Raw genomic sequence first — 18,489 nt, 5'->3', positions numbered from 1 at the left:
GAACAATGGCCACTATCCACGTAGACGGCAAAGCGCTCGAAGTCAACGGTGCAGACAACCTGTTACAGGCATGTCTGTCGCTCGGCCTCGACATCCCTTATTTCTGCTGGCACCCGGCGCTTGGTAGCGTTGGCGCCTGCCGGCAGTGCGCAGTCAAGCAGTACACCGACGAGAACGACACCCGTGGTCGTATCGTCATGTCCTGCATGACCCCTGCTTCCGACGGCACCTGGATTTCCATCGACGATGAAGAGTCGAAGGCGTTCCGCGCCAGCGTCGTCGAATGGCTGATGACCAACCACCCGCACGACTGCCCGGTGTGCGAGGAAGGCGGTCACTGCCACCTGCAGGACATGACGGTAATGACCGGCCACAACGAGCGCCGCTACCGTTTCACCAAGCGTACCCACCAGAACCAGGACCTCGGCCCGTTCATCGCCCATGAGATGAACCGCTGCATCGCCTGCTACCGCTGCGTGCGCTATTACAAGGACTACGCCGGTGGTACCGACCTGGGCGTCTACGGCGCCCACGACAACGTGTACTTCGGCCGCGTCGAAGACGGTGTGCTGGAAAGCGAGTTCTCCGGCAACCTGACCGAGGTCTGCCCGACCGGCGTATTTACCGACAAGACCCACTCCGAGCGCTACAACCGCAAGTGGGACATGCAGTTTGCCCCGAGCATCTGCCATGGCTGCTCCAGCGGCTGCAACATCAGCCCGGGCGAGCGCTACGGCGAACTGCGCCGTATCGAAAACCGCTTCAACGGTTCGGTCAACCAGTACTTCCTGTGCGACCGCGGCCGCTTCGGCTACGGCTACGTCAACCGCAAGGACCGCCCACGCCAGCCACAACTGGCCGACGGTACCAAGCTAGGCCTGGACGCCGCCCTGGACAAGGCCGCCGACCTGCTGCGCGGCCGTACCATCGTCGGTATCGGCTCGCCACGCGCCAGCCTCGAAAGCAACTACGGCCTGCGTGAGCTGGTCGGCGCCGAGTACTTCTACTCGGGCATGGAAGCGGGCGAACTGGCCCGCGTACGCCTGGCCCTGAACGTGCTGAACAACAGCCCGCTGCCCGTGCCGACCCTGCGCGACATCGAAGACCACGACGCCGTGTTCGTGCTCGGTGAAGACCTGACCCAGACCGCTGCCCGCGTTGCCCTGGCCGTGCGCCAGGCCACCAAAGGCAAGGCCGAGGCCATGGCCGAAGCAATGAAAGTGCAGCCTTGGCTCGACGCTGCCGTGAAGAACATCGGCCAGCACGCGCTGTACCCGCTGTTCATCGCGTCCCTGGCTGAAACCAAGCTGGACGACGTCGCCGAAGAGTGCGTACACGCCGCGCCGGCCGACCTGGCCCGCATCGGTTTCGCCGTGGCCCACGCCATCGACCCGAGCGCCCCTGCCGTCGCCGGCCTGGACGACGAAGCCAAGGCCCTGGCCCAGCGCATCGCCGACGCCCTGGTCGCCGCCAAGCGCCCACTGGTCGTTGCCGGTACGTCGCTGGCCGACCCAGCGCTGATCGAAGCCGCCGCTAACATCGCCAAAGCCCTGAAACTGCGCGAGAAAAACGGCTCGCTGAGCCTGGTGGTACCTGAGGCCAACAGCCTTGGCCTGGCCATGCTCGGTGGCGAGTCGGTCGATGCCGCGCTGGACGCGGTCATCAGCGGCAAAGCAGACGCCATCGTCGTGCTGGAAAACGACCTGTACGCCCGCGTACCGGCCGCCAAGGTCGATGCAGCCCTGGCTGCGGCCAAGGTGGTGATCGTTGCCGACCACTCCAGAACTGCCACCGTCGACCGCGCCCACCTGGTGCTGCCGGCCGCCTCGTTCGCCGAGGGTGACGGTACCCTGGTCAGCCAGGAAGGCCGTGCCCAGCGCTTCTTCCAGGTGTTCGACCCGCAGTACCTGGACAGCAGCATCCAGATCCACGAAGGCTGGCGCTGGATGCACGCCCTGCGTGCCACCCTGCTGAACAAGCCGGTCGACTGGACCCAGCTGGACCACGTCACCAGCGCCTGCGCCGAAGCCGCCCCGCAACTGGCCGGCATCGTCAACGCCGCGCCAAGCGCTGCGTTCCGCATCAAGGGCATGAAGCTGGCCCGTGAGCCGCTGCGCTACTCCGGCCGTACCGCCATGCGTGCCAACATCAGCGTGCACGAGCCGCGCACCCCGCAAGACAAGGACACCGCGTTCGCCTTCTCCATGGAAGGCTACTCGGGTTCGGCCGAACCGCGCCAGCAGGTGCCGTTCGCCTGGTCGCCGGGCTGGAACTCCCCACAAGCCTGGAACAAGTTTCAGGACGAGGTCGGTGGCCACCTGCGTGCCGGTGACCCGGGCGTGCGCCTGATCGAATCGCAAGGCGACCGCCTGAACTGGTTCAACACCATTCCGGGGGCCTTCAACCCGGCCCGTGGCACCTGGACTGCCGTACCGTTCTTCCACCTGTTCGGCAGCGAAGAAAGCTCCTCGCGCGCCGCTCCGGTTCAAGAACGCATCCCGGCTGCCTACGTAGCCCTGGCCAAGTCCGAAGCCGACCGCCTGGGCGTCAACGAGGGTGCCCTGCTGAGCCTGAACGTCGCCGGTGTGGCCCTGCGCCTGCCGCTGCGTATCAATGAAGAGCTGGGCGCTGGCCTGGTCGCACTGCCGAAAGGCCTGGCTGGCATTCCGCCTGCCATCTTCGGTGCATCCGTCGAAGGTCTGCAGGAGGCAGCACAATGAGCTGGTTCACCCCCGAAGTGATCGATGTGATCCTCACCGTGCTGCGGGCCATCGTGGTCCTGCTGGCCGTGGTGGTCTGCGGTGCGCTGCTCAGCTTCGTCGAGCGCCGCCTGCTGGGCTGGTGGCAGGACCGCTACGGTCCGAACCGCGTCGGCCCGTTCGGCATGTTCCAGATCGCTGCCGACATGCTGAAGATGTTCTTCAAGGAAGACTGGAACCCACCCTTCGTCGACCGCGTGATCTTCACCCTGGCACCGGTAGTGGCCATGAGCGCCCTGCTGATCGCCTTCGTGGTCATCCCGATCACCCCGACCTGGGGCGTTGCCGACCTGAACATCGGCCTGCTGTTCTTCTTCGCCATGGCCGGCCTGTCGGTCTACGCGGTGCTGTTCGCCGGCTGGTCGTCGAACAACAAGTACGCTCTGCTGGGCAGCTTGCGTGCTTCGGCACAGACCGTGTCGTACGAGGTGTTCCTGGGCCTGGCGCTGATGGGCGTGGTGGTGCAGGTGGGCTCGTTCAACATGCGCGACATCGTTGAGTACCAGGCGCAGAACCTGTGGTTCATCATTCCGCAGTTCTTCGGCTTCTGCACCTTCTTCATCGCTGGCGTCGCCGTGACTCACCGTCACCCGTTCGACCAGCCGGAAGCAGAACAGGAACTGGCCGACGGCTACCACATCGAGTATGCCGGCATGAAGTGGGGCATGTTCTTCGTCGGTGAGTACATCGGCATCATCCTCATCTCGGCGCTGCTGGTAACCCTGTTCTTCGGCGGCTGGCACGGCCCGTTCGGCATCCTGCCGCAACTGTCGTTCCTGTGGTTCGCCCTGAAGACCGCGTTCTTCATCATGCTGTTCATCCTGCTGCGCGCCTCGATCCCGCGCCCACGCTATGACCAGGTGATGGACTTCAGCTGGAAGTTCTGCCTGCCGCTGACCCTGATCAATTTGCTGGTGACCGCTGCGATCGTGCTCTACAACACGCCAGCCGTCGCGGCCCAGTGAGGATTTGACCCATGTTCAAGTATATCGGCGACATCGTTAAGGGCACCGGCACCCAGCTGCGCAGCCTGGCAATGGTGTTCTCCCACGGGTTCCGCAAGCGCGACACCCTGCAGTACCCCGAAGAACCCGTGTACCTGCCGCCGCGCTACCGCGGCCGCATCGTCCTCACCCGCGACCCCGATGGCGAGGAGCGCTGCGTAGCGTGCAACCTCTGCGCGGTGGCCTGCCCGGTTGGCTGCATTTCGCTGCAGAAGGCCGAGACAGAGGACGGCCGCTGGTACCCGGAGTTCTTCCGCATCAACTTCTCGCGTTGCATTTTCTGCGGCCTGTGTGAAGAAGCGTGCCCGACCACCGCGATCCAGCTGACTCCGGATTTCGAAATGGCCGAGTTCAAGCGTCAGGACCTGGTGTACGAGAAAGAAGATCTGCTGATCTCCGGCCCCGGCAAGAACCCTGACTACAACTTCTACCGTGTTGCGGGTATGGCAATCGCTGGCAAGCCGAAGGGCTCTGCACAGAACGAAGCCGAGCCGATCAACGTGAAGAGCTTGCTCCCATAAGGACAGAAAGATGGAATTCGCTTTCTACTTCGCATCCGGGATCGCCGTGGTCTCCACCCTTCGGGTGGTAACTGGCACCAACCCCGTGCACGCCTTGCTTTACCTGATCATTTCGCTGATTTCCGTGGCCATGATCTTCTTCGCCCTGGGTGCGCCGTTTGCCGGCGCCCTGGAAGTGATCGCCTACGCCGGCGCCATCATGGTGCTGTTCGTGTTCGTGGTGATGATGCTCAACCTCGGGCCGGCTTCGGTCGCCCAGGAACGGGGCTGGCTCAAGCCCGGTATCTGGGCAGGGCCGGTGATCCTCGGCACCCTGCTGCTGGCGGAGCTGCTGTACGTCCTGTTCGTCGCCCCGAGCGGCGCCGGCATCAGCGGTACCACCGTGGGCCCGAAAGCCGTGGGCATCAGCCTGTTCGGCCCGTACCTGCTGGTGGTCGAACTGGCGTCGATGCTGCTGCTGGCTGCAGCCGTCACCGCCTTCCACCTGGGCCGCAACGAGGCGAAGGAGTAAATCATGGGTGCTATCCCTCTCGAGCATGGTCTGGCGGTCGCCGGCATCCTGTTCTGCTTAGGTCTGGTTGGCCTGATGGTCCGCCGCAACATCCTCTTCGTGCTCATGAGCCTGGAAGTCATGATGAACGCCTCTGCCCTGGCGTTCGTCGTCGCCGGTGCCCGTTGGGTCCAGCCCGACGGCCAGGTGATGTTCATTCTGGTGATCAGCCTGGCAGCCGCCGAGGCCAGCATTGGCCTGGCCATCCTGCTGCAGCTGTATCGCCGCTTCCACACTCTCGACATCGATGCTGCCAGTGAGATGCGCGGATGAACCTTCTCTTCCTGACTTTCGTCTTTCCCCTCATCGGCTTCCTGCTGCTGTCGTTCTCGCGCGGACGGTTCTCGGAGAACCTGTCCGCCCTGATCGGCGTCGGCTCGGTAGGCCTGTCGGCCGCCACGGCCGCTTACGTCATCTGGCAGTTCAACGTCGCCCCGCCTGAGGGCGGCGCGTACAGCCAGCTGCTGTGGCAGTGGATGTCGGTGGACGGCTTCGCGCCGAACTTCACCCTGTACCTGGACGGCCTGTCGGTCACCATGCTCGGTGTGGTGACCGGTGTCGGCTTCCTGATCCACCTGTTCGCATCCTGGTACATGCGTGGCGAAGCCGGCTACTCGCGCTTCTTCTCGTACACCAACCTGTTCATCGCCAGCATGCTGTTCCTGATCCTTGGCGATAACCTGCTGTTCATCTACTTCGGCTGGGAAGGCGTGGGCCTGTGCTCGTACCTGTTGATCGGTTTCTACTACAGCAACCGCAACAACGGTAACGCGGCACTCAAGGCATTCATCGTCACCCGTATCGGCGACGTGTTCATGGCCATCGGCCTGTTCATCCTGTTCGCCCAGCTGGGCACCCTGAACGTGCAGGAACTGCTGGTGCTGGCACCGCAGAAGTTCCAGGCTGGCGACACCTGGATGGTGCTGGCCACGCTGATGCTGCTGGGTGGTGCGGTCGGTAAATCGGCACAGCTGCCACTGCAGACCTGGCTGGCCGACGCCATGGCGGGCCCGACTCCGGTTTCGGCACTGATCCACGCCGCAACCATGGTGACCGCGGGCGTGTACCTGATCGCCCGTACCAACGGCCTGTTCCTGCTGGCGCCGGACATCCTGCACCTTGTTGGTGTGGTCGGTGGCGTGACCCTGGTACTGGCAGGCTTCGCTGCGCTGGTACAGACCGATATCAAGCGTATCCTCGCCTACTCGACCATGAGCCAGATCGGCTACATGTTCCTGGCCCTGGGCGTGGGTGCCTGGGACGCGGCGATCTTCCACCTGATGACCCACGCCTTCTTCAAGGCCCTGCTGTTCCTTGCCTCCGGTGCGGTGATCGTTGCCTGCCACCACGAGCAGAACATCTTCAAGATGGGCGGCCTGTGGAAGAAGCTGCCGCTGGCCTACGCCAGCTTCGTGGTCGGTGGTGCGGCACTGGCGGCCCTGCCGATCGTGACCGTGGGCTTCTACTCCAAGGACGAGATCCTCTGGGAAGCCTTCGCCAGCGGCAACACCGGCCTGCTGTATGCCGGCCTGGTAGGCGCGTTCATGACCTCGCTGTACACCTTCCGCCTGATCTTCATCGCCTTCCACGGCGAAGCCAAGACCGAAGCCCACGCGGGCCACGGCATCAGCCACTGGCTGCCGCTGGGCGTGCTGATCGTGCTGTCGACCTTCGTCGGCGCCTGGATCACCCCGCCGCTGGCCGGTGTGCTGCCAGAAAGCGCCGGCCATGCCGGTGGCGAAGCCAAGCACGCGCTGGAGATCACCTCGGGTGCCATCGCCATCGCCGGTATCCTGCTGGCCGCCCTGCTGTTCTTGGGCAAGCGTCGCTTCGTCAGCGCCGTCGCCAACAGTGGCATCGGTCGCGTCCTGTCGGCCTGGTGGTTCGCTGCCTGGGGCTTCGACTGGATCTACGACAAGCTTTTCGTCAAACCGTACCTGCTGATCAGCCACATCCTGCGCAAGGACCCGGTTGACCGCACCATCGGCCTGATTCCTCGGATGGCGCGTGGTGGCCACGTGGCCATGAGCAAGACCGAGACTGGCCAACTGCGCTGGTACACCGCCTCTATCGCCGTGGGTGCCGTGCTGGTGCTCGGTGCCGTGGTAGTGGCTGCGGTATGACTATGAATCTTGCGACTTTGCCAAAGGAAACCAACCCGTCATGATTTTGCCTTGGCTGATCCTGATCCCCTTCATCGGCGGCTTCCTGTGCTGGCTGGGTGAGCGCTTCGGCGCCACCCTGCCGCGCTGGATCGCGCTGCTTACCATGTCCCTGCTGCTTGGCATCGGCCTGTGGCTGTGGGGTACCGGCGACTACACCCTTGCTCCCGCCCCGGGCGCCGAACCGGCCTGGGCCCTGGAATACAAAGTCCAGTGGATCCAGCGCTTCGGCATCAGCATCCACCTGGCCCTTGATGGCCTTTCGCTGCTGATGATCCTGCTCACCGGCCTGCTCGGTGTGCTGTCGGTACTGTGTTCCTGGAAAGAGATCCAGCGCCACGTCGGCTTCTTCCACCTCAACCTGATGTGGATCCTCGGCGGCGTGGTCGGTGTGTTCCTGGCCCTGGACCTGTTCCTGTTCTTCTTCTTCTGGGAAATGATGCTGGTGCCGATGTACTTCCTCATCGCGCTCTGGGGTCACAGCTCGGCAGACGGCAAGAAGACCCGGATCTACGCGGCGACCAAGTTCTTCATCTTCACCCAGGCCAGCGGCCTGATCATGCTGGTGGCGATCCTGGGCCTGGTGCTGGTCAACTACAACACCACTGGCGTGCTCACCTTCAACTACAGCGACCTGCTCAAGGCCGAGTTGCCTGCCGGTGTCGAGTACGTGCTGATGCTGGGCTTCTTCATCGCCTTCGCGGTGAAGCTGCCGGTGGTGCCGTTCCACTCCTGGCTGCCTGACGCTCACGCCCAGGCACCGACCGCAGGCTCGGTGGACCTGGCGGGTATCTTGCTGAAGACCGCGGCCTACGGCCTGCTGCGCTTCGCCCTGCCGCTGTTCCCGAACGCCTCGGCCGAGTTCGCGCCGATCGCCATGACCCTGGGCCTGATCGGTATCTTCTACGGTGCCTTCCTGGCCTTCGCACAAACCGACATCAAGCGCCTGATCGCCTTCTCCAGCGTCTCGCACATGGGCTTCGTGCTGATCGGTATCTACTCCGGCAGCCAGCAGGCCCTGCAAGGTGCGGTGATCCAGATGCTGGCCCACGGCCTGTCGGCTGCGGCACTGTTCATCCTGTCTGGCCAGCTGTACGAGCGCCTGCACACCCGTGACATGCGCCAGATGGGTGGCCTGTGGCACCGCATCGCTTACCTGCCGGCCATCAGCCTGTTCTTCGCAGCGGCATCGCTGGGCCTGCCAGGCACCGGCAACTTCGTCGGCGAGTTCCTGATCCTGATCGGCAGCTTCGTGCATGTACCGTGGATCACCGTGATTGCCACCACCGGCCTGGTGTTCGGTTCGGTGTACTCGCTGATCATGATCCACCGCGCCTACTTCGGCCCGGCCAAGACCGACACCGTGCTGGCCGGCATGGACGGTCGCGAACTGATCATGGTTCTGGGTCTGGCGGTATTGCTGATCCTGCTGGGCGTGTATCCGCAGCCGTTCCTCGACACCTCTGCCGCCACCATGAGTGGTGTGCAGCAGTGGCTCGGATCCGCTTTCACTCAACTCGCTTCGGCCCGGTAAGAGCGCTATGGAATTCACCACTCAACACTTCATCGCATTGGCGCCGATGCTGATCACCACCATCACCACGGTGGTGGTGATGCTGGCGATCGCCTGGAAGCGCAACCACTCGCAGACCTTCCTGCTGTCCACCGTGGGCCTGAACCTGGCCCTGCTGTCGCTCCTGCCGGCGCTTAAGGTCGCGCCGCTGGCGGTCACCTCGCTGATCACCATCGACAAATTCGCCTGCCTGTACATGGCGATCATCCTCATCGCGACGCTGGCCTGCGTCACCCTTGCCCACGCCTACCTCGGCGAGGGTTCCAAGGGTTTCCCGGGCAACCGTGAAGAACTGTACCTGTTGCTGCTGATGTCGGCCCTCGGTGGCCTGGTGCTGGTCAGCGCCAACCACCTGGCCGGCTTGTTCATCGGCCTGGAGCTGCTGTCGGTACCGGTCTACGGCCTGGTGGCGTATGCCTTCTTCAACAAGCGATCGCTGGAAGCCGGCATCAAGTACATGGTGCTGTCGGCCGCAGGCTCGGCTTTCCTGCTGTTCGGCATGGCCCTGCTGTACGCCGACGCCGGCAGCCTGAGCTTCGACCAGATCGGCAAAGCCCTGGCTACCACCAGCATGCCAAGCCTGGTGGCCCAGCTGGGCCTGGGCATGATGCTGGTCGGCCTGGCCTTCAAGCTGTCGCTGGTGCCGTTCCATCTGTGGACCCCGGACGTGTACGAAGGCGCTCCGGCGCCGGTCGCCGCGTTCCTGGCAACCGCCAGCAAGGTGGCAGTATTCGCCGTTGTCGTACGCCTGTTCATGCTCTCCCCTGCTGCCAGCAGCGGCGTGCTCAGCACCGTACTGGCGGTGATTGCCGTAGCCTCGATCCTGATTGGTAACCTGCTGGCGCTGACCCAGAGCAACCTCAAGCGTCTGCTGGGTTACTCGTCCATCGCCCACTTCGGTTACCTGGTCATCGCGTTGGTCGCCAGCAAGGGCCTGGCCCTGGAAGCCATGGGCGTTTACCTGGTCACCTACGTGATCACCAGCCTGGGCGCCTTCGGCGTCATCACCCTGATGTCCTCGCCATACGGCGGCCGTGACGCCGATGCACTGTACGAGTACCGCGGCCTGTTCTGGCGCCGCCCGTACCTGACAGCGGTACTGACCGTGATGATGCTGTCGCTGGCGGGTATCCCGCTGACCGCCGGCTTCATCGGCAAGTTCTACATCATCGCTACCGGCGTCGAATCGCACCTGTGGTGGTTGGTCGGTGCACTGGTGATCGGTAGCGCCATCGGCGTGTACTATTACCTGCGCGTCATGGTTACCCTGTACCTGGTCGAGCCGAATCTGCGTCGTCACGACGCCCCGCTGAAGTGGGAACAGCGCACCGGCGGCGTCATGCTGCTGGCTATCGCCATTCTCGCTTTCGTACTGGGCGTGTACCCGCAGCCCCTGCTGGAACTGGTTCAGCAAGCGGGCCTGCAACTGATCGGTTGATCACCCCGGCAGCCCCGGTAACAGAAAACACCCCGCCTAGGCGGGGTGTTTTTTTATCTGCACGTTTTGCTACCTGCGCCCAATGGTGCCTCACTCACTCGGGCAGCCCTGGCCTGCGCCCGGCAAGGCGGCCTTGCGCAAATCACCATTGGCCGAAGGCAGGTACACTTCCGGATTGGGCATGCCGCTGGGGGAGAGTTCATGGGTCATTTCGAATTCGGCGCGCACTGACCAGCCACACGCCTCGGTGGTGCATTGCAAATAAGCGATTCGCAGGAAAATATGGCGCCCTTCGCTAGTACGTATGCGCATCCGGCTGTGGCAATGCGGGCAAACCAGCTTGTAAGTACTCACGGCAAGTACCTGCTAGCATTGCCCAGGCTAGCCTGTGTATCAGTATTGGCTGCAACTGTGGGTGTATTCTTCAATTTGATGGTTCTCATTGCAGAAGTGCTCCTTAAAACGCAGGGCTGTATTCATAACGAGTAGTTTAAGCCCATGGAATATCATTAAACCAGTCATGGATATTTGTTATGAGTACTCACATACTTGCTGAGGTGCTCACCCGCCTTAAGCTTCTCACTGGCGCAAACACAGATGCCGAGCTGTCACGTGCACTGTCGGTCAGCCCGCAAACGCTGAGCAGCTGGAAGGTTCGCGAAAGCATCCCTTACTCACTTTGCATAGACATCGCCAAAAAGCATGCATGCTCACTGGACTGGCTATTGCTGGGCCATGCCGAGCACAACGCCGCACCAAGTGATGCGGGTTGGGAGTGCGACATGCTCGAACGGCTGCGCACGCTCTCGCACAGCGATCGCCAGGCCATCCTGCTGTTCATCAAGGACAAGCAGCGCATCCAGCAGTTGGAACAGCAACTGAGTGAGCTCGGCGTCGCAACCAATGGCTAACCCCGACGGCGCCAGCGCTGGATAAGCTCGCGCGGGTCGAGTGTATCCAGCCAGACCATGACCTTGAGGCTGATGGGGATCACCACCACAGCGGCCACGAATGCCGACATGCCCCGAGTCAGCAAAGGCACCAATGACGAAACCAGTGGCTCAAACAAATGGCCCACGCCCACGGTCACGAATACCAGCAGGAGTTTCTTGGCCAGTGTCAGGCGCCTGGTCTCATTGGTGATCAATCGATCGCGTGCCGCGCTCACCAGCAATGCCCCCAGCAACGCGGCGAACAACACATCGCCATCCACCCCCAGGAACGCCACCAATGCCGAGGTCAAACTGTCTAAAACAGGTCGCTCAGGCATGGGCTTGCCCTCCGCGCGGAACAGGCAGGCAGGCGGTTGCCCCCAAGCTATACATGACCGCCGCTTCGACAAAACGGATGTAGCACACCCGCAAGGCACGCCCATGATCATGCCCGGCCACATCCTCGAGGCGCTTGTAGCCCCGCTCTCGCAGCACTGACCGCCAGCGGGCGAATTCGCGTGCTGCCTCGATAGCAGCGCAGCGCGCGGCCACTTCCAAAGCAGCATCACTGACAGCCCGCGGCAGTTGCAGATGCTCACGCAAACTGCCCAAATCCACTCGCGGCCAGAACGGGTCATGGCAATCGACAAAGCGCGGTAGCCGAGGATCGTTGCTCATGCTCTACCCCCCTTACTGCTCGGCCAGCATGCCGTAGCGAATGGCCTTGATCACAGCTGCCACCCGGGTAGGCACTTCAAATTTGCGCAGGATGTTGGACACGTGAAAGTTCACCGTCGACTCCTTGCATTCAAGGATCTGGCCGATCTCCCACGAGCTCTTGCCATAAGCACACCACAACAGCACTTGCTGTTCACGTGGCGTCAGGCGAACCGGGGCGTCCGCCAAGGGTTGCTGCGAGTGTCGAGCGTTGTCAGTCATGTTTGAACTCCACGGGTGATTGAGCGAGGCATTACTGCCTACCTGCAGTCACCTTACGAAGCACAGGCCACCCACCTCCACCGCCGTGGTTTGTAAAGAACTTTCGTACAAGACCGTATGACGAAGGTTACGCACGATTTGCTGACTTTCTGCGTGCTCCAAGCCGCATTTCGCTCGTCTCAACGCCGTTGTCCATTCGCCTTTCGCCTGGAGTCGTACAATGCGTTCCGATTTACCCCTCTCGTCCTGCCTCGGTCTGCTGGCGGCCTTGGCTGCTACTCAGCCCGCTCTGGGGGCATCCTCGGTCGAATTGGGCCGAGTGCTGATCACCGATGAGGAGCAGAACGAGCTGACGGCAGCCAGCGAGCGCCTGCGTGAAATACCGGGAGCCAGCAACCTGGTGGACATGCAGCGCGTGGGGCAAGGCCGAGTGGCCAGCAACCAGGACGTGCTGGCCTACCAGCCTGGGGTGTTCGCCCAATCGGCAGGCAACGACGGCATCAAGCTGTCGATACGCGGCTCGGGCCTCAACCGCGCGCCGGGGGCGCACGGTTCCGGCGTTTACACGATGTTCGACGGCCTGCCGCTGACCGGCCCGGGCGGCACGCCTTACGAATTGTTCGAACCGCTGTGGCTGAGCCGTGCCGAAGTGCTGCGTGGCGCCAATGGCTTTGACCAAGGCTCCCTGGCCTTGGGCGGTGCCATCAACTACGTCACCCACACCGGCTACGACGCGCCTGCACTGCAAGTACGCTACGAGGTCGGTAGCCGCGGCTACCAGCATCGGCACATCAGTTCGGGCCAGGTGCTGGGCAATCTCGACTATTACGTGGCCCTGACCGACTCGGAATATGACGGCTACCAGGCGCACAGCAGCGGCAGCGCCAAGGGCATTGCCGCCAATGTCGGTTACCGCTTCAACCCCGACCTGGAAACCCGCTTCTACCTGCGCTACCGGGAAACTGAAAACGAACTGCCTGGGCGCCTGACCAAAGACCAGATCAAGCACCACCCACGCGCGGCCAACCCCAACTATCTGGCACGCGACGACAGCCGCCCGCAACCAGGCAGCACCTGGGTGGGCAACAAGACCACCTTCTACCTCGACGACGAGGCGCGCCTGGAAGCCGGCCTGGTCTATCACGACTACCCGATGGACCTGCGCGAAGGCCCCATGCGCCTGAAGGTCGCCTATACCGATGTCAGCGGTACGCTGAACTATTTCCGCCGCGACACACTGTTCGGGCGCGAGAGCAAGACCACCGTCGGTTGGCGTACCACCAAGCACCTGCCAAACAGCGGCGCTTCGCAATTTACCCGCAATGGCGATGTGTTCGGCGAGCGCACCCGTGACTTCACCTACCAGGGCTCGGACACCGTGCTGCATGTTGGCAACGATCTGGAACTGGTCCCCAACCTGTGGCTGAGCACCGGCCTGGCCATGATCTACACACGCCGCGAAAGTGACGTGACCTACCCCGCTGAAGGCGGCAAGGTGAGCATGCATGACTGGGACTATGCACCCCGCCTGGGGCTGCGCTACGACATCCGCCCGGACTTGCAGGTGTACGGCAACCTGAGCCGCTCGGTAGAGCCGCCCCATCCCTGGGCCCTGATCTGGAGTGCGCCCACAGCGAACCAACCGATCGAAATGCAAAACCAGACCGCCACCACACTGGAATTGGGCACACGCGGCGAATCGGCATTGGGGCATTGGGACCTAGCGTGGTACTACTCGCAGGTTCGCCATGAATTGCTGGCGGTGGAAATCGTGCAAGGCGCCCCGGCCAAGGAATTCAACGCCAGCGCTACCGTGCACCAAGGCGTGGAAGCCGGCCTCGACAGCACCCTGTGGGAACGCGCGGGCACTGGCAAGCTGAGCTTGCGCCAGGCCTACACCTTCAGCGACTTCCACTACCGTGATGACGACACGTTTGGCGACAACCGTCTGCCCGGCATCCCCATGCACTACTACCAGGCCGAGCTGCGCTATGACTGGCCGAGCGGCTTCTATGCCGGGGTCAACACACAAATGGCTTCGAAGGTGCAGGTGGACTACGCCAATAGCTACCACGCCGATGAATATGCCTTGCTCGGCGCACGCGTTGGCTGGGACTCACCGAAACAGGACTGGCAGACCTGGCTGGACCTGCGCAACCTGACCAACCAGCGCTATGCAGCGACCGTGACGCCGGCCTACAACGACGCTGGCAAGGACAATGCCCGTTCGACACCGGGCGAAGGATTTGGCGTATATGCCGGGGTTTCCTACAGCTTCCGCTGACGGGTAGGCGCGGATTTACCTGCGAATGCGTCGGCAAATTCAATGCCGCATTCGCGGGTAAACCCGCGCCTACACAGGGGCGCTGCACAGCATCATTCGGGGCTCAGACCGCCCTGTTCAACTTCACCCATGAAGCAAACCTGTCGACAAACGCCTGCAAGAACGGTCGCGTCTTGTCGTTGAGCTTGCCCGAATCCTCGAACAAGCTCGCCGCACCGCCAAGGTAAGCCTCGGGCATCTGCATGCAGGGCATGTCGAGAAACACCAGCGACTGGCGCACCGCATGGTTGGCGCCAAAGCCACCAATCGCCCCCGGCGACACACTCACCACCGCCGTCGGCTTGCCGCTCCAGGCACTTTGCCCGTAAGGACGCGAACCCACATCGATGGCATTTTTCAGGCAGCCTGGCACCGAGCGGTTGTATTCCGGGGTGACGAACAACACCGCATCACTGCGGCGGATTTCATCGCGAAAACGCTTCCAGGTTTCCGGCGGTGCCTCGGCTTCGATATCTTCGTTGTACAGCGGCAGGTCGCCAATCTCGACGATCTTCAGCGCAAGGCTGGACGGCGCCAGCTCCGAAAGTGCGCGGGCGACCTTGCGGTTGTAGGACTCCTTGCGCAAGCTGCCCACGACGACTGCTACCGAATACACCTGGCTCATGGCAATTCCAACCTTTGCGGGTTAAATAGACGTTGTAGTTATAGATGACCGTTCTCCAGTGCCTAAGTTTTTTTTCCGCAAGGCGAAAACTTCCGCGTCTGTTTCACGGTCTATGCCTTCATACATTTCCTACGTAATTCAGAGGTTTCCACCCAAATGGCAGCAGTAATGGTCGGCCAATTCCACGCCCGTGACGCCGAAGGCCGCATCTACCCCGTGCACGAGTTTCAGGAATCCACCCTGCAACTCGACGGCAGCACGCTGGGCGCCCCCATCACCACCTACCGCCTGGCCATCGGCGACAAGGTCAACCACCTGGGTGATAACCGTTTCGAACTGGCACGCTCCGGCGTCGAGATCACGCGCATTCCGTGATGCAATCCACCGTGTAGCGGCCCCCTTCGTGCTGCAGGCCGTGCACATCGGCGACAAACCCGGGAAAGCCCTGGTTGAATGCTCGGGCGAATGCCAAGTAGTCCAGGATCGAGCGGGTCGCCTCGGTGAACCGCTCACCCGGCATGATCAACGGAATGCCAGGCGGGTACGGCACCAGCATCACTGCCGCCACACGCCCCAGCAGCGCCTCGATCGGTACCGCCTCCACCTCGCCACGCACCATCTTGTCATAGGCCTGGGCCGGGCTTACGGCCACCTCCGGCAAACGAGTGAACAGCCGCTTCAGCTGCTTGGCCGTGGCATTGACGCGGTAGCAGTCATGTAACTGGTCGCACAGGTCGCGCAGGCCTATGCCCTGGTAGCGGAGGGCGTCGGCAGCCCCCACACTCGGCAGGCAATTGCTGAGCGGGGTGTTGCCGTCATAGTGGCGCTTGAACTCCAGCAGTTCGGTGAGCAAGGTGCTCCACTTGCCCTTGGTGATGCCCATGGAAAACAGCACCAGAAAGCTGTACAGGCCGGTTTTTTCCACCACCAGCCCGCGCTCCCAGAGAAACTTGCTGACTACTGCCGCCGGGATGCCGTGCGCGCCCAGCACACCATCAGCGCTCAGGCCCGGCATCACCAAAGTCACTTTCAGCGGGTCGAGCAGCACATAGTCGGCCGCCACTTCACCAAAACCATGCCATTGCGCCCCCGGCTGCAACAACCAGTCCTGCGCGGCCAGACGGGGGATGCCCTCGGCACTTGGCGGCTGCCAGATGCTGAACCACCAGTCCTCTGCGGCAATGTGCTCACGCAGGTTGGCCAGGGCACGACGAAAACTCAACGCCTCGTCGAACATCTCCTGCAGCAGCGAGCGCCCGGCCGGCCCTTCCATCATGGCCGAAGCCACATCCAGCGAGGCGAGAATGCTGTACTGCGGCGAGGTAGAGATGTGCATCATGAACGCTTCGTTGAAACGGTCCCGGTCCAACTGCCGCCTGGCCCCGTCCTGCACATGAATCATCGAAGCCTGGCTGAACGCCGCGAGCAGCTTGTGGGTGGAATGGGTACTGAACACCAGCGGGCTGTCTGCCGCGCAGGCGGTGCCCATGGCGTAGCGCCCGGTGAAAAAGTCGTGGAACGCAGCATAGGCAAACCAGGCCTCGTCGAAGTGCAGCACCTCGACACTGGCACCCAGGGCCTGCTTGATCAGCCCGGCGTGGTAACACAGCCCGTCGTAGGTGGAGTTGGTCACTACCGCCAGCTTGATACGCTGCCCACGATCACGGGCAAGGGGGTTGGCCTGAATCTTAGCGGCGATCGCCTCGGGGCTGAACTCGCTGAGCGGGATCGGGCCGATGATGCCCAGCTCGTTGCGCTCCGGGCACAGGTACAGCGGGATGGCACCCGTCATGATGATCGCGTGCACCACCGACTTGTGGCAGTTGCGGTCCACCAGCACCAGGTCGTCACGACCGACCATGGCGTGCCAGACGATCTTGTTGGCCGTGGAGGTACCGTTGATGACGAAGAAGGTGTGGTCGGCGCCGAAGTTGCGCGCCGCCCTGGCCTCGGCTTCGGCCAGCGGGCCTGTGTGGTCGAGCAGCGAACCCAGCTCCGGCACGGAAACGGACAGGTCCGAGCGCAGGGTGTTTTCCCCGAAGAACTGGTGAAAGGCTTGGCCTACCGGGCTTTTATGATAGGCCACACCGCCACCATGGCCCGGGGTGTGCCAGGAGTAGTTGGACTGCGCAGTGTGCTGCACCAGCGCCTTGAAGAACGGCGGCAGCAGGCCGTCGAGGTAGGTGTGTGCAGCACGCGCCACCTGGCGGGCGAGAAACGGCACGGTGTCTTCGAACAGGTAAAGGATGCCACGCAACTGGTTGAGCTCGCTCATGGCTTCGGCGGGAGCATTTTCCAGGGTCACCTGCTCGCCCAGGGCGAAGATCGGCAGGTTGGGTGCACGCAGGCGGGCCAGGCCAATCAGCTCGGCCATGTTCTGCAGCAGATGGGTGTTCTCGCCAGCGCCTTCGGCCGCAATGAGCATGCAGGCCAGGCCGTGGTGGGTGGCAGCGACCAGGCGCGCTTCGGCGTGGTCAGCGGCGGCGAGAATGGCAAAGCCATCCTGGCGCAATTCCTCGGCGATGCCGCGCACACGTTCGCCAGCAACACTGTCGGCCTTGATGGCGCGGTGGACGATGAGGATCGGGAACTTGAGGTCCTTGTACATCAGGTGGCTACCTCCGAAGGACATGGCGTCCATTTCAGGGTAGTTGAGCCTTGTATTGCCTGTACTGGCCCTTTCGCGGGTAAACCCGCTCCTACGACGGCCTGTGTCCAATCACCGACCGGTGCCCAGTAGGAGCGGGTTTACCCGCGAAAGGGCCGGGCCTGCTGGCCAATCTGCCCCCGCCATTCACCGCCGCAGCCGCCACCGTATTCGGCAGGTAAACCCGCGCCTACAACGATCTCCACTTCTGTTGCAGGGCGAAAGATCAGCCGGCTGGCGTCTCAGTCAGGGCCTGCCACAGCGAAGGCCCACCCGCCGACTTGGCAATGGCCGCCAGCCGCTCGGCATGCGCCTCCAGCTCTTCAGCGCTGGCCATGATCACCCGCCCTGGCGCACGCCCGACAATCCGGCGGATCTCGCTGCCGCCAGCGCCCTGCCCGTCCTCTTCGGCATCTGCGCCATTCCCAGCCAACGACAGGCTGGTCTGGCCACCGGTCATTGCCAGGTAAACGTCGGCCAGCAGTTCCGAGTCGAGCAGTGCGCCGTGCAACTCACGGCCCGAGTTGTCGATGTCGTAGCGTTTGCACAGCGCATCCAGGCTGTTGCGCTGCCCCGGGTGGCGCGAACGTGCCAGCAACAGGGTGTCCAGAATGGTGCAGTGCTGCGAAATGTCAGCACGGTCCTGCTGGCCCAGCAAGGCGAATTCGTTGTTGATGAAGCCAACGTCGAACGCCGCGTTGTGGATGACCAGCGTGGCACCCTGGATGAACTGGAAGAACTCCTCGGCGACATCGCCAAAGCGGGGCTTGCCGACCAGGAAGGCATCCGTGATGCCGTGAACGTTGATCGCGCCCTCGTCACTCTCGCGGTCGGGCTGCAGGTAGACGTGGAAGTGCCGCCCGGTCAGGCGCCGGCCGATGACCTCGACACAGCCGATCTCGATGATCCGGTGGCCTTCGCCAACCGGCATACCCGTGGTTTCGGTATCGAGAATGACGAACCGTTTATCTTGCTGCTGCTCCACGCGGGCGCTCCAACTTGCATCCGTTACAAAG

Annotated in this window: 18 protein-coding genes; 11 read left to right on the top strand and 7 right to left on the bottom strand. The window is 62.8% G+C overall.

Annotated features, from left to right (window positions below; genetic code table 11):
• Positions 1-5 precede the first annotated feature (5 nt).
• Genes nuoG through nuoN form a run of 8 tightly spaced genes read left to right on the top strand, consistent with a single transcriptional unit; the run spans position 6 to position 10,007 of the window.
• Entirely contained in the window at positions 6-2,720 is a 2,715-nt protein-coding gene (gene nuoG / locus LMH93_RS08815) for an NADH-quinone oxidoreductase subunit NuoG (protein WP_060545937.1), read from the top strand.
• On the top strand, positions 2,717-3,724 hold the full coding sequence (gene nuoH, locus LMH93_RS08810; RefSeq protein ID WP_003251440.1) for an NADH-quinone oxidoreductase subunit NuoH: 1,008 nt from the start codon (positions 2,717-2,719) through the stop codon (positions 3,722-3,724). The genes nuoG and nuoH overlap by 4 nt, the downstream gene beginning before the upstream one ends.
• An 11-nt stretch (positions 3,725-3,735) precedes the next feature.
• Positions 3,736-4,284 (top strand): NADH-quinone oxidoreductase subunit NuoI, encoded by a 549-nt coding sequence (nuoI, locus tag LMH93_RS08805; protein ID WP_003251442.1) that lies wholly within the window; start codon positions 3,736-3,738, stop codon positions 4,282-4,284.
• Positions 4,285-4,294: 10 nt separating this feature from the next.
• Positions 4,295-4,795, top strand: coding sequence for an NADH-quinone oxidoreductase subunit J (nuoJ, locus tag LMH93_RS08800; protein WP_003251444.1), 501 nt, complete (start codon positions 4,295-4,297; stop codon positions 4,793-4,795).
• Between the two features lie 3 nt (positions 4,796-4,798).
• On the top strand, positions 4,799-5,107 hold the full coding sequence (gene nuoK / locus LMH93_RS08795) for an NADH-quinone oxidoreductase subunit NuoK (protein WP_003251446.1): 309 nt from the start codon (positions 4,799-4,801) through the stop codon (positions 5,105-5,107).
• Positions 5,104-6,957 (top strand): NADH-quinone oxidoreductase subunit L, encoded by a 1,854-nt coding sequence (nuoL, locus tag LMH93_RS08790; protein ID WP_003251447.1) that lies wholly within the window; start codon positions 5,104-5,106, stop codon positions 6,955-6,957. The genes nuoK and nuoL overlap by 4 nt, the downstream gene beginning before the upstream one ends.
• A 40-nt stretch (positions 6,958-6,997) precedes the next feature.
• The gene (nuoM, locus tag LMH93_RS08785) at positions 6,998-8,530 is read left to right on the top strand and encodes an NADH-quinone oxidoreductase subunit M (RefSeq protein ID WP_003251448.1); all 1,533 of its coding nucleotides are present in this window, start codon (positions 6,998-7,000) and stop codon (positions 8,528-8,530) included.
• A 7-nt stretch (positions 8,531-8,537) separates the two neighbouring features.
• Positions 8,538-10,007: an NADH-quinone oxidoreductase subunit NuoN gene (gene nuoN / locus LMH93_RS08780; protein ID WP_003251449.1), complete on the top strand. Its 1,470-nt coding sequence runs from the start codon at positions 8,538-8,540 to the stop codon at positions 10,005-10,007.
• A 90-nt stretch (positions 10,008-10,097) separates the two neighbouring features.
• On the opposite strand, the gene LMH93_RS08775 is transcribed toward nuoN, so the two are convergent.
• A complete protein-coding gene (locus LMH93_RS08775; protein ID WP_004576942.1) occupies positions 10,098-10,361 on the bottom strand; it encodes an ogr/Delta-like zinc finger family protein in 264 nt (87 codons plus the stop codon).
• A 179-nt stretch (positions 10,362-10,540) separates the two neighbouring features.
• On the opposite strand from LMH93_RS08775, the gene LMH93_RS08770 reads away from it, so the two are divergent.
• Entirely contained in the window at positions 10,541-10,918 is a 378-nt protein-coding gene (locus LMH93_RS08770; protein WP_012051766.1) for a helix-turn-helix domain-containing protein, read from the top strand.
• On the opposite strand, the gene LMH93_RS08765 is transcribed toward LMH93_RS08770, so the two are convergent.
• The 3 genes from LMH93_RS08765 to LMH93_RS08755 are packed head-to-tail and all read right to left on the bottom strand — an operon-like array spanning position 10,915 to position 11,878.
• Positions 10,915-11,277 (bottom strand): hypothetical protein, encoded by a 363-nt coding sequence (locus LMH93_RS08765; protein WP_004576943.1) that lies wholly within the window; start codon positions 11,275-11,277, stop codon positions 10,915-10,917. The two genes, LMH93_RS08770 and LMH93_RS08765, sit on opposite strands and share 4 nt — an antisense overlap.
• Entirely contained in the window at positions 11,270-11,617 is a 348-nt protein-coding gene (locus LMH93_RS08760; protein ID WP_070095841.1) for a head completion/stabilization protein, read from the bottom strand. Before LMH93_RS08760 ends, LMH93_RS08765 begins: the two co-directional genes overlap by 8 nt.
• Positions 11,618-11,629: 12 nt before the next feature.
• Positions 11,630-11,878, bottom strand: coding sequence for a helix-turn-helix domain-containing protein (locus LMH93_RS08755; RefSeq protein WP_003251454.1), 249 nt, complete (start codon positions 11,876-11,878; stop codon positions 11,630-11,632).
• 220 nt (positions 11,879-12,098) lie between these two features.
• Between LMH93_RS08755 and LMH93_RS08750 the strand changes: the two genes are divergently transcribed.
• Positions 12,099-14,162 (top strand): TonB-dependent receptor family protein, encoded by a 2,064-nt coding sequence (locus LMH93_RS08750; RefSeq protein ID WP_070095842.1) that lies wholly within the window; start codon positions 12,099-12,101, stop codon positions 14,160-14,162.
• 103 nt (positions 14,163-14,265) lie between these two features.
• Here LMH93_RS08750 and chrR read toward each other — a convergent pair whose 3' ends face one another.
• Positions 14,266-14,826, bottom strand: coding sequence for a class I chromate reductase ChrR (gene chrR / locus LMH93_RS08745; protein ID WP_003251456.1), 561 nt, complete (start codon positions 14,824-14,826; stop codon positions 14,266-14,268).
• 156 nt (positions 14,827-14,982) lie between these two features.
• On the opposite strand from chrR, the gene LMH93_RS08740 reads away from it, so the two are divergent.
• Positions 14,983-15,201: a hypothetical protein gene (locus tag LMH93_RS08740; RefSeq protein ID WP_003251457.1), complete on the top strand. Its 219-nt coding sequence runs from the start codon at positions 14,983-14,985 to the stop codon at positions 15,199-15,201.
• Here the strand turns inward: LMH93_RS08740 and LMH93_RS08735 are convergent.
• The gene (locus LMH93_RS08735) at positions 15,185-17,434 is read right to left on the bottom strand and encodes an Orn/Lys/Arg decarboxylase N-terminal domain-containing protein (RefSeq protein WP_098091332.1); all 2,250 of its coding nucleotides are present in this window, start codon (positions 17,432-17,434) and stop codon (positions 15,185-15,187) included. The two genes, LMH93_RS08740 and LMH93_RS08735, sit on opposite strands and share 17 nt — an antisense overlap.
• A gap of 265 nt (positions 17,435-17,699) precedes the next feature.
• Positions 17,700-18,458, bottom strand: coding sequence for a DNA polymerase III subunit epsilon (dnaQ, locus tag LMH93_RS08730; RefSeq protein WP_003251459.1), 759 nt, complete (start codon positions 18,456-18,458; stop codon positions 17,700-17,702).
• Positions 18,459-18,489: the final 31 nt, after the last annotated feature.

Origin of the sequence: Pseudomonas sp. CIP-10, from assembly GCF_020911845.1 — a bacterium.
Taxonomy (GTDB): domain Bacteria; phylum Pseudomonadota; class Gammaproteobacteria; order Pseudomonadales; family Pseudomonadaceae; genus Aquipseudomonas; species Aquipseudomonas alloputida.
Note: the sequence above shows the minus strand (reverse complement) of the source record. Positions and strands in the feature narration are given on the sequence as shown.